Here is a 15,926-nt window from a genome sequence, read left to right as displayed (position 1 = left end):
GCTTTAACAGTTAGTTGAAATTAACTCATGTGGAAGCATTGAATCTACAGGTGGGATAAGAGGAAGAAGAGACTACGCAAATAGATGAATTGATATAATTAATAATTTTATTAAAGAATTCATAAAAATATAAAATTAAGTATTGAATTTTCCATATTGATTGCATAATATAGAGGTACGGTTCACCGTCAGGTTTGAACCTGCCTTCTTAAGAGAAGGGTTTTTATTTTCGAACAAATTGAAAGCGCTTTAATACCTGCCGGGGGTGATGATGAGTATCTATTTCAAGAGGAAAATAAACGAATCAAAATACAATAGAAGCCTGACCGCTGATTAACCAGGTTTGTTCAAATCGAGAGGAGATTAGTTAATGAAACGATTATTTTTCCGCAAAGTAACGACTGTTTCTCTGGCAGGTGCTTTGCTGTTACCTGCCTCTTTTGCAGGCGCGGAGCAAACGCTCCATCCGGGTACAGATGAAGTTCAAAACCCGGGACAGATTACACTTCAAGATCAGAGTCTGGAGAACGTTACAATTCAGAGCAAAAAGGTGACAGCTTCTTTCAAGGAAACCTCCGTGCATGATCCTTCCATTCTGAAGGTGAACGATACCTTTTATATATTTGGCTCTCATTTGGCGGCTGCCAAGTCCAAGGATCTAATGAATTGGGATACGATTGCTACAGGAGTAGCGAACGGTAACGTATTGATCCCGAACGTCAAAGTGGAACTAAAAGAGGCTCTCGATTGGGCACAGACGGACACGCTGTGGGCAGCGGATGTCATTCAACTGGCGGACGGCAAGTTTTATATGTACTATAATGCCTGCAAAGGTGACTCTCCGCGCTCTGCGATGGGTGTAGCGGTGGCTGACAAAATCGAAGGACCCTACAAGAACAAAGGAATTTTCCTGAAATCCGGCATGTGGGGACAACCGAGTGAGGACGGAGCCGTCTATGATGCGACCAAGCATCCGAATGCCGTGGACCCGGATACTTTTTATGATAAGAACGGCAAGCTGTGGATGGTATACGGGTCCTATTCAGGAGGCATCTTTATTCTGGAAATGGATGAGAAAACAGGGAAGCCTCTGCCCGGACAAGGATATGGGAAAAAGCTGACAGGCGGTAACCATGCCCGTATGGAAGGGCCGTACATACAATACAGTCCGCAAACAGACTATTATTACTTGTTCCTGTCTTATGGCGGCTTGTCGGCAGATGGCGGATACAACCTTCGTGTGGCTCGCTCCAAAACACCGGATGGCCCTTTTTACGATGCTGAGGGCAACGACATGATCAAGGTCAAGGCGAACCCTGACAAACCTCTTTTTGATGACGCTTCCATTGAGCCGTACGGTGTCAAGCTGATAGGGAATTACCTGATCCCAAGGGAAGTCGGTGATCCGGGTACAGGACTGGGTACAGGCTATGTTTCTCCCGGACATAACTCGGCTTATTACGATCCCAAGACCAAGAAACATTTTCTGATCTTCCATTCCCGTTTTCCGGGACGGGGCGAGCAATTTGAGGTACGCGTGCATGAAATGTTCATGAACGCTGACGGTTGGCCCGTAGTTGCTCCTTATCGTTATTCGGGAGATGAGGATTCTCTTAAAAAGTTGTCGGAAAAGGATGTCCTTGGTCAATACTCGTATGTAAATCACGGAAAAGAAATTTCGGCCAATATTAAGCAAGCTCTGACCGTCAGTTTGGATAGCGGCGGCAAACTGTCCGGCGGAGCGAAAGGTACATGGAAGCTTGGCGCAGGTAACCAGCTGGAGATTACAGCGGATGGTACAAAGTACAAAGGTGTTTTCCTGCGGCACCTTGATCCAGATACGGGCACCAAGACGTTTGCTTTCACTGCGCTATCCTCCAAGGGTGTTGCGGTATGGGGTACGCTAAAGCCTGAGCAGAAGGCCAGCAAAATTGTAGCCGCGGTGCAGAAGGATTTGAGCTTGGGCGATACGAGCAACGTTTTTTATAATCTGACGCTTCCTACTCAGGGAACACAAGATACCACCATTTCGTGGGAGTCCTCACGTCCCGGGAACATTTCCGTGACAGGTGAAGTGTACCGTCCAGAAGCGGGCTCCCAGCCTGCAACGGTCACATTGACCGCGACCATAAAAAAAGACAAAGCAACAGCGATGAAAAGCTTTATAGCCACAGTTCCCGAGCAGGCTCAGGGTCCGCAGCTCGCACTCTATTCATGGAGTGAGGATCTAGGGACAACGGTCGTGGACAGCACATACAACAACTATGATGGCAAGGCATTTGGGGGAGCCACATGGGACAAGGATGGGAAGTCCGGCGGAGCTCTTGTTTTGAACGGCAAGGATGGTTACGTGCAGCTGCCGGGTACGGTAACAGATGCGGAGGACTTTACTTTTTCCGCTTGGGTAAACTGGAAGGGCGGCGCAGCCTGGCAGCGGATTTTTGACTTTGGAAATGGACAGAGCCGCCATATGTTTCTGACCCCATCCCAAGGAAGCGGTGTGCTACAGTTTACGATCCATGAAGGTACAGATCAAAGCTTGCTTTCCAAAGCACCGCTGCCCTTGAATCAGTGGACGCATGTAGCGGTTACACTGGAGGGGAATACAGGGAAGCTGTATGTAAACGGTGAAGAGGTAGCTGTTAATGACAGCGTTACCTTTAACCCGAGAGAGCTGCTGGCAAGCGAGGCTTATCTCGGTAAAAGCCGCTTTGCTGCCGATGCCAACTTTAATGGCAGTCTGGATGAGGTTCAATTGTATAACAAAGCGCTGACAACAGATGAAATTAAGGCATTGGCAGGTCTTTGATGCTGGTTAAAAGGTAACGCAACAGAGTGGATGCAGAAGACGGGCATATTTTAGAAAAAGTTCGTCTTCTGCATAATGTTTTGTATATTTATTTTTCATTTGCTGGTATAATAAGAAGCAGTTGCGGATATACTGTTTTAGGTAGGCGTTGATGATTGACTTTCGCCTGATGAATACAGCTTGGACACATAAATAGAGGACAAGAGCACACTCTGCATAATTTAAATTCAACAGTGCTTGCGTTTTCAATACACTTATGGTAATATGAGTATATTGAAATTGTGACCTGAGATTCGCATATTGTAGAGGGCTATTGTTTTAGGTTGAAATAACCTTGTGCAATATGTGAATTTTTATTTGTAAAAAATAAAGGTCATATAAATACATTTTGGAGGTAATTCAATGCAAACAGGTACAGTAAAATGGTTTAACGCAGAAAAAGGTTTTGGTTTTATCGAGGTTGAAGGTGGAAGCGACGTATTCGTACACTTCTCCGCAATCCAAGGCGACGGCTTCAAATCTTTGGACGAAGGCCAACGCGTAGAATTCAACGTAGTTGAAGGAAACCGTGGACCACAAGCTGAGAACGTTGTAAAACTGTAATTTAAAATTACAGCCTACTTCAGATGCCCCGAACATAGCGTTTGGGGCATTTGTTTTTATCTGTTCACAAGGCCGTTTTTGAACTGATTACATCTTATCGCTTTATAAATCATGAAGAAAGAGGGATGTTTATGTACAATTCACGGAAAAAGCCAATGGATGAGATTCCTGAGGAAATTACAACTGTCTGGAATTGCGCCAGCGAAACGTGCAACGGATGGATGCGGGATAACTTCGCTTTTTCTGTCGAGCCGACATGCCCCATTTGCGGTTCTGCCATGGTGAAGGGCGAGAAAAAGCTGTCCGTTTTGAATAATACGAGCTTTAATCATACCAAACAATCCTAATTGGATATATGTTTGTAGTGAAGGATGCCCCATAGCCGCTAACGGCGCTGAGGCGTCTTTTTTGTTTTTTTGGAGAACGCACCGCAAGGTGCTATTTTTTTGCGCATATGAATGTCCTGGTTCTCCGATTATGGCATGGGGGAAGGTTGAGATAGTATGCTCAGTAAGGTGGAATTAAATTCGGGGAGCGCATCGTAAAATACAGCATGACCGCTTCGTTCAAAAGGAATAAGCCTTGACCCAGCAATTCCTTTTTGGGTTTCTACAGCCAGTGGGAAAGGGCAGACCTGATCAAGCTTCCCGTGTAAAATCCAGGTAGGTACACGGATATGCGGAAGATCCGGGCGTAAATCAGAATCACGCAGTGAATATAAAGTGAAGGCCATGCTATGGACAGAGGCTGCAAAGCCCTGATCACGTATCCAGTCGCGAAAGCTCTGGCTGACGGGGTTGGCAAACAATAGCTCGCCAAATGAAGTGACCAGTTGCGGTCGATCTGTATAGGCTTGCTTGATGAGCTTATCCACTTCCGTGACCGGAGTGCCTTGAGGAAAGCCGCTGGATGGAGTGAAACGGGGCGTAGCCGCTCCCAGCAGAATAAGCTGATCGACGCCAAATCCCCGGTGCCTGCTCATATAACGTACAACAATAGCTCCCCCCATGGAAAAACCAATCAGTCGTACCTGTCTTAGCTGGAGCGCCTGAATGACAGCCAACAGATCGTCTGCTAGTCGATCATAGTTGTAGCCTTGCCATGGTCGGTCGGACCTGCCGAATCCCCTAAGATCCACCTGAATACAGCGATACCCGTAGGAAGGCAGCAGAGCTACCTGATATTCGTACATTCGATGATCCAGCGGCCAGCCATGCACCATCAGAACGGGGATGCCGGCTCCTGTATCTTCCACATACAGATTGACGCCTCGTTCCGCCTCGATATAATATCCCAATGCATTCACCCCTTTGAAGTCACAAAAATTCGTTCTTTCTCACATATATGTAGTCAGGGCTTAGCTCATTCGAAAAAGGGATAGCAGCAGTCACGATTTAAACATATTGATTGTTAAAAAATGTATGTCATCCCGCATAGCGATAAGATATAATGATGGGATGAAATAGCAACGGGAGAGTGGAACCATGGCACCATCAAAAACTTTAAAATGGATTACAGGCGGTTTAGAGCTATTTTTAGCTATTCCTGTTTTGGGCGGACTCATCGTCGTAAACTCCGTGTATACCGTGTTGTTCTTTATGATGATTTTCCATATCGTTACATTAGTGCTATCTGTGGTAAACAAGGAGGCCTATTATGGATCTATCTTGGGCATTGTGACCTCTGTTGTCGGATGGATTCCGTTCGTGGGATGGTTGATGCATTTGCTTTCAGGTATATTTTTGATGGTTACAGCAGCTCAACAAGACCGTAACTCCTATGATGATTATCGCTACTAAGTTACACCCGGCAATGAAATGATGAAAGATCCTGATAATACAGGATCTTTTTTTCACTCCTTAAATCTCCCCACATCTTGAAAATCCAACGATTTTATCATGAACTACAGGACTAAAAAAAGATTTCGGCTATTCCGGGTATCTGTTTCAATGAGCCGTTCAAAACCGGGTGTATCTATGAAGGCCTCGCCTTGTTCTCTGTCTAAATTTTCAGTCTCTCCATCAATCTGCAACCGGATTTCAGACAAACTCTTCGCATCTTTATCCATGGCAGATCTAATAATATAGCTTATTCCCTTCACATCAAATTCCTGTTGGTTGGTTTTCATTACATACTCCTTTGGTTTGAAATTGGATTTAGAAATGCTACCTCTTGACCAAGCTAGTCTACCACATATTGTCTTGGTAAAAGAAAAATAAGCCTGTCCCCTTCTGCCGCATAGCAGCAGGGGACAGGCTTATCTACTCCTCTATCCGTACAGGGAAGCCGGATGGAGATTTATTTAACATGGGGTGGCTATGTTTGATTAACAAATGGGTTCTATGAATGTGAATTATTGAGCTAAAGCCTTTTAGAAAACTGGAGCCTTGTTAGCTTCAGCTTTAACAGGAGCTTTGGCTGCATCTGTTTTACCTGCTTCTACTGGTGGCTTGGACGGCTTAACGCCGTTTACCAAATCCGTAACCATTTTCTTCAGGTTGGAGACACGTTGGTCATATTCGGCGGCTGTAATCTTGCCGTTTTGTTTTTCCGTAGACAGCTTTGCTTTCATATCAGAAACCACCACATCAATAACGGAATTCACGCTCACGCCTTGTGCTTTGGTAATCGTTGCGAGGGATTTCCCTGCTTTCAACTGTGTTTCCAACAGGCTGGAGGACAATTTCAATAATTTCAGGAGAGCTTTGTTTTCGGCAAAGTTTCCTCCTGCGATTTTAGGGCCGTTAGCATCGCCGGGATTTCCCTTAGGTGCCTGTGCTTTGTCTTCAGTGGCAGCCTTCTCAGGTGTAGTTGAAGCAGCATGGGCTGCTCCTGTGGAGTACAGTGCACTGCCTCCTAAAAATGCCAATGCCATCGTTCCAGCGAAAATTGCTTTCCTGGTGTTCTTCAAATTCATTTTCCACCTTTCGGTTATGGTTTGTTTGGTACGAGACTTATCATAAGATATGAATTTGAATGCTATCTGAGCGCAAGCTGAGCATTTGCTGAATAGGTTTTGAACGGCATAACTAAAATTTCAACTAAAAATATACTTGTGTTATGTGTATTAAGTGATATAATACACTACATGCACGATAGATGCAGCGGATTAGGGGGAAACACCCATGGAAGAGCAACGGGTTGGCTCGCTTCGGTTTTTAATTGATTTTAGCCAGCCATTATATGAACAGATATTAAATCAGGTACGAAGCTCCATTGCCAAAGGGGAGATTGAAATGGGAAGCAAAATGCCGTCCGTTCGTGATCTGGCACAGGAATTGCGTATGAATCCGAATACAGTGATGCGGGCTTATCAGGAGCTGGAGCGGGACGGACTGACCGAGAAGCGGCGCGGCTTGGGAACCTATGTTACGTCGTCCAGTGAGCGGGTAGACAATTTTCGGGAACAACTGGCCCTGACGTATATAGATCAGTTCCTGGGACAGATGAGCAGTCTGGGGCTGTCATGGAAGGATGTACAGCGGTATATAGCAAGCAAACAGAACGGAAATGACAAGGAAGGAGGCGATAAGGCATGACGGAGTCTGTTGTGGTTGCGAATCATCTGGTGAAGCAATACGGCAGTAAAAAAGCACTGGATCAATTGGATGTCGTCATTCCTGCGGGCCGCATTGTAGGGGTGCTTGGGCCCAATGGCTGCGGTAAGTCCAGCTTTTTTCGGGCGATCACCGGATTGATTCAGCCAGACGGAGGCAGTCTTGAGGTGCTGGGGCAAAAGCCCGGCTGGGAAACCAACCGTGGCATATCCTACCTGCCTGACCGGGCTCGCTGGTACCCCAATCATACGGTGCAGCAGACACTGGAGTGGGGACAGTCCTTTTTGCCCGGCTTTAATATGAAGGATGCGCATAAGCTAGCTGATCATATGGACGTGGAGCTGGAGTTGAAAATGGCCGGGATGAGCCGCGGGCAGGAGGCACGTGTGCTGCTGATTCTGTGTCTGGCGCGTGAGGTTCCGCTTATGATTCTGGATGAACCGTTTGCCGGCATTGATGTCCTTTCCAGAGAAGCAATCGTGGCTGGTATTATTGATTATTTGGAGGATCGGCAGCAATCCATACTCATGAGTACGCATGATATTCAGGAAGTGGAAGGCTTATTTGATTACACGGTGATGATGGACCACGGGCGGGTGATATGGTCCGGTGATTCGGATGATCTACGTGGAGAGCATGGATCACTGAATCAGGTGTTCCGCAATTTGTACAAAAAGGAGTGGAAGGCGTGAATTCAACAGGGCTGTTCAAAGATTTGATACGCCATGAATTTCGAAATAAAGGAAGCTGGAGAAAGCAGAGCTGCAATCGACTGCCCAGACCGTGGAGACTTGTATATTTCTCACTATTTCTAATTGTGGCGTTCGTTATTTCCTTGTATTTCGCGCTTCACAACCAACTCGAATTGACAAGGCTGTGGTATGTCACCCTGGGCTTGCCGTATATGATCATTTTCATGGGTGTGGGAAGTCTGAGAAGAGAATGGGAAAATGACACCTACGGATGGTGGCTGACCCTTCCTTATCCGCGCATGTGGCTGATTAGCGCCAAATGGATTGCTACTATTTTACAAACTATTGTCGTGATATTGCTCCTGTTTGTGGTGGGTTCCCTGTACGCGCTGTTCATCTCATCGACCATACAGCCTTACACGTTTGCGGATGCGGCGTCCTTTGTCATCGCCGGATTTAACTGGTTTGTGATGATTATCGCGTTCACCCCGTTTGTTATTGCACTTGGTCTGCTTACAGTTAGTACAAAATTCAGCACATGGAGACCGATCAGCCCGATTCTCTGGATTGTTTTGATGGGTGGAGGGAGCGTCTTTTATTGGTCAAGCGATCAAGGGATTTATAAGCAGTTTGACCATGTTCAGACAGGACAATGGTTTCCTTTTACTTGGCATTTCCCGGTTGCGGTGTTGATCAGTTGGGTTGCTGCATATGCAATAATCCGGCTGAACGCTTATTTGCTGGAGAAAAAACTGTCGATTTAGCATCGTCTCAAAAGATATATATAGGAAAGGAGTTTCATCATGACGACGATATTCATCTATGCATTGTTGGCTGTTTTGGTGGGGCTGATGATCTGGTTGAGAACCAAAAGACGAGGGGGACCTGTAAAAGGAAACGGAGTCCGTCTTTTGCTACCCTTATTCATCGCATTCCCACTCATGATGATGTCTGTGTACCAATTGATGCATATTCCCGGCCAAACGCATGCGCTTCCCGCCTTTTGGGAGCTATTGGCTGCCGGGCTGTTAGGTGCGGTGTTTGGTTACGTCATTTTGATGCATACGGCATATGAGAGACGGGACGACGGCCATATTTATCCCAAGCCGAACAAATATTTTAAATACATTATTATTGCCATTATCTTGATTCGCATTATTTTGACCCAGTATCTCAGCAGCTTAGGTACGTCCGAGATTAGTGTATTGGCGATTACGATGGCGCTCGTCTATATCTCCATCTGGCGAATTGGGAGCTTCATTAAGTTTCGGAGAACGTTATCGGTCTAAAGGGTATATGTCGTGTAAAGAAGCGGGTTTTCTGTTCAAAAGCGTTCATTCGCTTGGCGATAGGAGTCGCTTTTTTTGTGGTTTCATCATAAATTCATTTGTAAGACCATAAGCATACATTGTTATTAGTCCCCATATCCTTTATTCTAAGGCTGTAGCTTGCTGCATAACGGGCTATGCATATAAAATTTTGAAAGGAGGGGTATTGAGGTTTCAAGAGATTCAGATGAGGGTTAAAGATAAGGCGGGACATAAAAAGTTCATTTTTTGTGATTAGGTGTAACTTAATTAGTTACATAAAAGGAAATTGTTTTCAATATTCTATTTTTTTATGTTGAGAGGGGCTTACATTCATGAAAAAACATACGGTTACTGCCGCACTCGCTGGCTTGCTCGTGCTATCTTCTGCTGTACCGACCTTGGCGGCCGAAGCAAAACCCGCTACAGGTATTCAGGTTTGGGTAGATGGCAAGAAGGAGGCTTACAAAATTGCGCCTATCGTGAGAAATAAGCAGGTCTTAATTCCTTTGAGACAATTGGCCTCCAGTTTGGGGATTCCGCTGGATTCCAAGCATATTACGTTCAATACGGCCCGTCAAAGCACGACCATTCGGTATGATCAGGCGACGGTTGTACTGGTGTCGGGCAGTCCGGAAGCGCAGATCAATGGGATTAAGGTACCGCTGTCCACCTCGACCATCTTGACGAAACAAGGGGTAACCTATGTTCCGGTCGATGTTGTCAAAGAAGCGTGGGGCAAGCAAGTGACTTGGGACCCGACCAGCCAAACGGTGCAAATCGGGGTGAGCAATAAGGATAAGGTCGTTGAAATCCTGAAAAGCTTTGAAACCGGAGATACAAAAGCGGCTGAGACTTGGATCAGCAAAGATCAGTACATTCAGCACAATCTGAGCTTTGCCAGCGGGAGAGACGCTTTGCTGCAAGGGATTAGCCAATTGAAGGGAGCCAATGTACAGGTTGAAATCCACCGAGTCATTCAGGATGGCAACTTTGTAGCGGTTCATTATAAAGAGTCCATTGCAGGGAAATCAAGCATTGTCTTTGATATTTTCCGCTTCGATAGCAATGGTAAAATCGTTGAGCATTGGGACAACATTCAAGACTCGGCTCCAGCCAATCCAAGCGGACGTACGATGATTGACGGAGCAACACAAATCACAGATCGCAACCAAACCGAGAAGAACAAAGAGTTGATCCGCAAGTTTGTCGATGATATTCTGGTTGGCAAGAACCGCGCTGCACTGGAAAGCTATTATAATGGTGATCATTACATTCAGCATAATCCCTTTTTTGGCGACGGTGTTTCCGTTCTGAAGCAACTATTCCCCGCAGCAAATGGAAACCAGGGAAATTCCTCTGGATACGATAAGGTGCATATGGTCATTGGAGAAGGGAACTTCGTACTGGCTGTGAGCGAGACCAAATCGCCTGAGGGGAACATGACTGCTGTCTATGATATGTGGCGTGTAGAGAACGGCAAAGTGGCAGAGCATTGGGATGTAGTTCAGGACATTCCGGCTAAAGCAGAGTGGAAAAATACGAACGGAAAATTTTAAAAACGACATTCACGGCATGACTGATACTTAAGGTGGTTCCCCAACTACCCTATCCCTGCTAAAATGATGGAAACATGATGAGTGGGGATGGGATGATGGGAAGTTTTAAACAGAGGGTAGGCTGCCTGCATGCGCATCACTCGAACATTGCCTATGTGGAACGGGCTTTTGCCCTTTATGAGGTGGAGCTGGAGCATTTTGTGGACCCTGCACTCATGTACAGAGTTTCATCTGATCCAGACTTCTCGGCAGCGGATGCCAGTCGGAAGGTAGAAGAGCAGCTGGAATGGATGGGCCAAAGCGGCGTAGATGTAATTTTGATTACGTGCACGAATTATATAGTCTTGGCGGAAAAGGTTCAATTGACAATACCTACACCCGTGATAACGCTGGATGAGCCCTTTTTCCATGAGATATGCGATGATCTGTTGCCACGGACCTTGGTATTTACGAATCCGGCTACTGTAGAGGGAACGATGAAGCGTCTTTATCATATAGCGGCCCTGTTAGGCAAGCCAGATATCTCTTCATTGATAGAGGTCAAGGTGGTGGAGCACGCTTTTGAACTGATTATGCAAGGTCGCAAAGACGAATATATGGAAGTGCTGGCCCGTGCATTGCATGAACTGATAGAGGCTGATCCAGACAGAACGCTGGCTGTGGCGCAGTTATCTATGGTTGATGCTGCATTGCAGGTGGAACTGGAGACGGGTCAGGCGATTGGCAATCCCTTACGGTCGTTGATGAATTTGCTTGAGGATTGGTTAGGTTGAAAAATAAGCATGACTAAAAGAACTTCCAACCCGTGTTCCGGGCAGTGGAAGTTCTTTTTTTTGCAGGATAGCGTGTAATTGGGGGCTTCCGCGGCGTTCATCAGGCATTCTGTTGATGTGGATGGCTGAATGTGACGCCTGCGGATTCCCTTTGGACGAGTGTAACGTACAGCCGTTCATGCTCCACGTCTTCCCCGGCAATGATTTTAAGAACTTGTCCGGCAGCTACTGCGCCCCATTTACGTTTGGAGTAATCAATGGTTGTCAGACGGGGCTGAATATATTGTGCCAGCTCGATATTATCAAAGCCGACGATATGAATGTCCTTGCCGATGGTAAGCTCCGACTGAGCCATTCGATTGTAAAAGCCTACTGCCATCTCATCATTGAGACAGAATACCGCGACGGGTCCCGAATCTGGGCTGACATGTTGCTGCAAAATGATCTCGGCAGCCTGTTCGCCGCCCGATTTCTCAAAATCGCCGCCAATCTCGATCATTTCAGCGGTGCCGCTGCGCTCAATCGTCTGCTTGACCGCCTGCATACGCTGCCATGAATCATAAGAGCCGTCTGGTCCGGTGACAACATACAGCTTGCAGTGTCCCATTTCCAGCAGATGCTCCACCGCGAGAGCGGCACCAGCTTTGTTATCCAGCAGTACCTGGTTAATGTTAGGATGATTTAACTCGCGGTCAAGTACGACAATTTTATGCCCACGCTCGGCGTAGTTTAGCAGTTCCTGACTATCGAACGTCTGATCCAGTATGATGGCTCCATCGATCATGCGCTCCGGCAGCATTCGGTGAGATTGCTTGCCGCTGCATACGATAAGGTCATAGTCTTTTCGGTTCAAAATCTCTTTGATGCCATACAGCAAATCTCCATAAACATCTCCACGGAAATCGGTCAGGAAGACGCCAATAATTTTGGTTTCCCTTTTTTTAAGATTACGTGCGGCGGCATTCGGCACATAGTTAAGCTCTTTGGCAATGGCTAAAATACGTGCGCAGGTCTCTTCCGTTACCTTATCACTGCCGTTCAAAGCGTATGAAACGGTAGATATGGAAACGCCCGCCTGTTTGGCGATATCTTTAATGCTGACCACATCGTTTCCTCCTTCTTGACGGGCAAGCAGCAAAGGGCGATCCCGCAAGATCGCCATCGCTTTGTTGCCTATGCCTGATTTATAAAATAATCTCCAGACGGTGTACACCGTCATGTTCCGCTAGCGCCTGCTCGAAATTCTTGCGCTTGATGCGCAGGGCACCCGAACGGTAGCGATTGTCATCGGCTGGCTTGCTCTCCAGCGGTGTTCCGTTCAATACCGCGCGGCCTTGCTCACTGCTGCTATACTCTTGTGTCATGCGATAGATGAAGGTAACGGGTTTCCCGGCAAAGGAAAATTCAAATTCCAGTCCGTCAAGATCATCCGGAAGTACAGGGTCCAGGATCAGGTCTTCGCCCGACTGACGGATACCAAGGACATTCGAAATGAGCTGATTCATATAAATCCCTGGACCGCTGGAATAGATTCTCCAGCCGCCTTTGACAGGAACGGCTCCTTCACGCAGTTCACCAAACCGCTCTTGTGCTTCGTAGCGGGTATTAAATTTGCCGTCCGAGCTGCTGAAATACGCGTTGCTCTGACGCCATTCGGCGTTTGGTACGGACGCTCGAATGCCAACTGGGTTGATGAGCTTCAGGCTGTGCCAGGCGTCATCTTTGCGACCGAGCTTGGCCATTGCTTCCGCGAACCGGATATGGGCATGCACATATTGCAGCCCGACCTCGCGTCCGAAGTTGGCCGCTTGCTCTGCGCGCTTGAAGTGCGAGCTCACGCCACCATCGTACTGTGCAGGGCGGTTCATCAGACGCACGCCATCCGGGCACAGGAATTGCTCGCGGATGAGCTGCTCATGAGCCAATGCTTGTTCCGGCGTGAGCAACTGGCTGATCATGCTGCGTGTCATCGGCAGCAAGCGGTAGTGAATCCCCGTCTCCGTATCGGACGGATGGAGCATCAGCTTGGGCTGACCAGGCTCTTCCATATACACGAAGCCCGGGATAATACCGCTCTCCAGCATGTAGCGGTTGAAGTCCTTGCGGATGCCTTCGGCCATCTGGTGCAGCTCCTGTGCGATCTCGGCGGCTTCGCTTATGACGCCTGCCGGGGCTTGCTCCAGTGCAGTAGCAAAGTTGCGAACCACCTGATAGGTGAGTGCAACGGTCCAACTGCTCGCCATGTATTGCTTCAGCTGAGTGTTGGCTGGCTGGAGCGTGTCATCCCAATCGCCGTCGCCGTAGGCGGACAAATGTGTATCATGAAGGAAATTCGCCCGAATATATTCGATTTCCTTCATCGCGTGTTCCATGAGGGTCGCGGTTTGTTTTGTATAATCAAAAGTATGTCGGTTGGTGTAGGGTACATTTTCTTCCAGAATACTGTAATCCCGGGTAGCGGTCAAATAATCTCCCAGTACCTTGAGCGGCCAGACGATAATATCACCGTGGCTTTCTTCTTGTTGAACGCGAGTATAGTTGTCGAACATAAACCATTGCGGCCAGTTTCCGCTATCCTCGTACTGATGGCTGAACACGGTCAGCAGAATGGAACGGACTTCGTCAAACTTTTGTACGGCTGAAAAATATTCCACCGGGCCCTGACATACATCGCGTGTTCCCCAAGCTGCACCACCGTATTGCTCCAGACCATGAGGCACAGAATAGTGGACAAGCATATTGTGGGTATACCACCAGGCCACCGCATTCACACGGAACAGCTCACTGGTTTCATGTCCGCTATGCGTCAGATGGAAGCCGTTCATTAGTCCGGCAAAATATTGCCGATAGCGCTCGCGCCCAGCCTCAAAAGAGGCATTGCGTTCCGCGTGTGCTTGGCCCTTCCCGGCCGAATGTCCATGCAGCCAGCCTTGCACGGTGCAGGTCCATTCGCTGCTGTCGCCCAGCTCCAGCACGACCAGAGATGCATCAGGGGAGGCCGTACCCTGTAGCAGTGCGTGAGCGTCGCTCACTTGCTGTAACGGAGCGCCTTGTACCTGCATCCGGTACAACAGGTCCGGATAGGCTTCGGCGCTCAGGGAGGATGGGTCTGCGCGGAAGAGCAGGGCCTCGCCATCCCGTTCCATATGGAACGGAAGCTCATATTCGTTCACATGCATGGACATTTGCTGAGTCACGAGGAACGGATAGGCTTTGCCGCTTGCCGAGCGCACGTGAAGCTGTACTTCAGGCGTATCGGCGTTAGTATGGTTCGTAATGATGAGCGTATCGTCAGCGGTTTTGTAATACCAGCGCACATAGTTAAAGCCGATCTCGAACAGGGAAGGCATCGTGAGCAGACGGTATTTCCCATCGATTCCGACATAGATACGCTGGCCGGATGTTTTTGGAATATTGAGCGCATTACGCGCGTTTGTGATCATTTTATTGAAATTCGTGTTGCCAATTACAAGCTGGGAGTTGAACACTCCGTACATATAGGAGGTGGTTGTAATGGTTTCTTCCTTACCTCCAGCGTAATGCCCGCCCATTAAAATATGTCCGTGGGGACGCTCTACACGAAGCTCTTTGGATTTGAGTACGACATGTTCATAGCTGTCTGTGAAAAAGGAAAGCAACGTGTCGCCGTCATGTTCTTCTTCCTGTCGTTTCGGGAAGAGCTGATCCAGCTCGGCTGCGGTCATATCCAGCGTGCGCAGCGGCTCCCCGATGTTCTGGGCTGGAGCTACACGCCCAGCCTGGAGACGGCTTGTGACGTGCACCGGGATGGCGGTGTCGGAAGCAGTCTCCAGAATAGTCGATACTTCTTCGCGTGCTTTCGTCACCAGTTCCTGGTACTCCAGCTTTGTAACGGCAGTCGGATGATTGGGTTGGAACAGGCCGTAAAAGGTAAAGCGTGCTTCCCCGGCGAGCTTTACCCGCTCGGATTGCAGCGCCGTATAGGCGAATTCGTACTGGTACACTTCATTGGCGAGCGAATCACGGCGCAGTGCTTCCGGCTCGTTCGTTTCTTTGTACGAAAGCCCAAAGAATTGAAATCCGTCCGTCGAATAACCGACGGTGCGGGTCAGCGAGCCTTGCTGGATGTAAGGGAATGCCTGACTTTGCGGCTGGTTTTGACGGGAACAAACCGTATAGCCTCTTTGTTCGTCATGGTAGACGGTATGGTCGATATATTGAGACAGATAAGCTTCATTACTGCGTACAGCCGCTGTATCCGCAATGCCGATATCCTGACCGTACACGATATCAGCTTCCACGTCATCGCCCTGTAAAGTTACATCCCAAAACCATACCCCGAGACGGCTTAGCGTGAATGTCACCTGATAGCCGACACCTGACGTAATGCCTTCCCAAATAATTTGTTGATCCGTTTGTCGTACTACTCCGGGTGAACGGACTCCAAGCAGGGGAGTGATGCTGACGCCGGACGGACGGTACAGTCGCAAGTACAGGTTGTTCAGGGAACCGTCGACGGAATTGGTCAGCAGTTGATTGATCATGGTTGAGCCGTGGGCGATTTTGTATACATCACCGCTGCTCAAGAAGGTGAAGGACAGGTCTCCTGCCCGCAGCAAAATATTTTGATCCAGACTTGTATTCATC

General features: G+C 47.9%; 14 protein-coding genes and 1 pseudogene. 10 read left to right on the top strand and 5 right to left on the bottom strand.

The window, feature by feature from the left end; genetic code table 11:
• The first annotated feature begins 370 nt into the window (after positions 1-370).
• The 3 genes from ASL14_RS10540 (at position 371) to ASL14_RS10530 (ending at position 3,759) form a co-directional block, all read left to right on the top strand.
• A complete protein-coding gene (locus ASL14_RS10540; protein WP_134911538.1) occupies positions 371-2,809 on the top strand; it encodes an arabinan endo-1,5-alpha-L-arabinosidase AbnB in 2,439 nt (812 codons plus the stop codon).
• 402 nt (positions 2,810-3,211) lie between these two features.
• Complete coding sequence (gene cspD / locus ASL14_RS10535; protein WP_013308356.1) at positions 3,212-3,412, top strand: cold-shock protein CspD; 201 nt, start codon at positions 3,212-3,214, stop codon at positions 3,410-3,412.
• 131 nt (positions 3,413-3,543) lie between these two features.
• Positions 3,544-3,759: a cold-shock protein gene (locus ASL14_RS10530; RefSeq protein WP_134911537.1), complete on the top strand. Its 216-nt coding sequence runs from the start codon at positions 3,544-3,546 to the stop codon at positions 3,757-3,759.
• A gap of 128 nt (positions 3,760-3,887) precedes the next feature.
• Here the strand turns inward: ASL14_RS10530 and ASL14_RS10525 are convergent, their stop codons facing one another.
• Positions 3,888-4,709, bottom strand: coding sequence for an alpha/beta fold hydrolase (locus tag ASL14_RS10525; RefSeq protein ID WP_134911536.1), 822 nt, complete (start codon positions 4,707-4,709; stop codon positions 3,888-3,890).
• 187 nt (positions 4,710-4,896) lie between these two features.
• Between ASL14_RS10525 and ASL14_RS10520 the strand changes: the two genes are divergently transcribed.
• Positions 4,897-5,211, top strand: coding sequence for a hypothetical protein (locus tag ASL14_RS10520; RefSeq protein ID WP_134911535.1), 315 nt, complete (start codon positions 4,897-4,899; stop codon positions 5,209-5,211).
• 72 nt (positions 5,212-5,283) lie between these two features.
• Here the strand turns inward: ASL14_RS10520 and ASL14_RS10515 are convergent.
• Together ASL14_RS10515 and ASL14_RS10510 are read right to left on the bottom strand one after the other, a co-directional pair.
• Positions 5,284-5,540: pseudogene (locus ASL14_RS10515) on the bottom strand (GNAT family N-acetyltransferase); the annotation flags it as partial.
• Between the two features lie 243 nt (positions 5,541-5,783).
• Complete coding sequence (locus ASL14_RS10510; protein WP_134911534.1) at positions 5,784-6,323, bottom strand: hypothetical protein; 540 nt, start codon at positions 6,321-6,323, stop codon at positions 5,784-5,786.
• Between the two features lie 214 nt (positions 6,324-6,537).
• On the opposite strand from ASL14_RS10510, the gene ASL14_RS10505 reads away from it, so the two are divergent.
• The 6 genes from ASL14_RS10505 (at position 6,538) to ASL14_RS10480 (ending at position 11,300) form a co-directional block, all read left to right on the top strand.
• On the top strand, positions 6,538-6,951 hold the full coding sequence (locus ASL14_RS10505; RefSeq protein WP_134911533.1) for a GntR family transcriptional regulator: 414 nt from the start codon (positions 6,538-6,540) through the stop codon (positions 6,949-6,951).
• Positions 6,948-7,661: an ABC transporter ATP-binding protein gene (locus tag ASL14_RS10500; RefSeq protein ID WP_134911532.1), complete on the top strand. Its 714-nt coding sequence runs from the start codon at positions 6,948-6,950 to the stop codon at positions 7,659-7,661. Before ASL14_RS10505 ends, ASL14_RS10500 begins: the two co-directional genes overlap by 4 nt.
• Positions 7,658-8,425, top strand: a complete 768-nt coding sequence (locus ASL14_RS10495) for an ABC transporter permease subunit (protein WP_134911531.1) — start codon at positions 7,658-7,660, stop codon at positions 8,423-8,425. The genes ASL14_RS10500 and ASL14_RS10495 overlap by 4 nt, the downstream gene beginning before the upstream one ends.
• A gap of 39 nt (positions 8,426-8,464) precedes the next feature.
• The gene (locus tag ASL14_RS10490) at positions 8,465-8,950 is read left to right on the top strand and encodes a cytochrome c biogenesis protein CcdC (protein WP_134911530.1); all 486 of its coding nucleotides are present in this window, start codon (positions 8,465-8,467) and stop codon (positions 8,948-8,950) included.
• Between the two features lie 353 nt (positions 8,951-9,303).
• Positions 9,304-10,527 (top strand): stalk domain-containing protein, encoded by a 1,224-nt coding sequence (locus tag ASL14_RS10485; RefSeq protein WP_134911529.1) that lies wholly within the window; start codon positions 9,304-9,306, stop codon positions 10,525-10,527.
• A gap of 95 nt (positions 10,528-10,622) precedes the next feature.
• Positions 10,623-11,300 (top strand): hypothetical protein, encoded by a 678-nt coding sequence (locus ASL14_RS10480; RefSeq protein ID WP_134914512.1) that lies wholly within the window; start codon positions 10,623-10,625, stop codon positions 11,298-11,300.
• Positions 11,301-11,400: 100 nt separating this feature from the next.
• Here ASL14_RS10480 and ASL14_RS10475 read toward each other — a convergent pair whose 3' ends face one another.
• A complete protein-coding gene (locus tag ASL14_RS10475; protein WP_134914511.1) occupies positions 11,401-12,405 on the bottom strand; it encodes a LacI family DNA-binding transcriptional regulator in 1,005 nt (334 codons plus the stop codon).
• 79 nt (positions 12,406-12,484) lie between these two features.
• Positions 12,485-15,925, bottom strand: a complete 3,441-nt coding sequence (locus ASL14_RS10470; RefSeq protein WP_134914510.1) for a GH36-type glycosyl hydrolase domain-containing protein — start codon at positions 15,923-15,925, stop codon at positions 12,485-12,487.
• Position 15,926 lies beyond the last annotated feature (1 nt).

It is taken from the genome of Paenibacillus sp. IHB B 3084, from assembly GCF_001447315.1.
GTDB lineage: Bacteria > Bacillota > Bacilli > Paenibacillales > Paenibacillaceae > Paenibacillus.
Note: the sequence above shows the minus strand (reverse complement) of the source record. Positions and strands in the feature narration are given on the sequence as shown.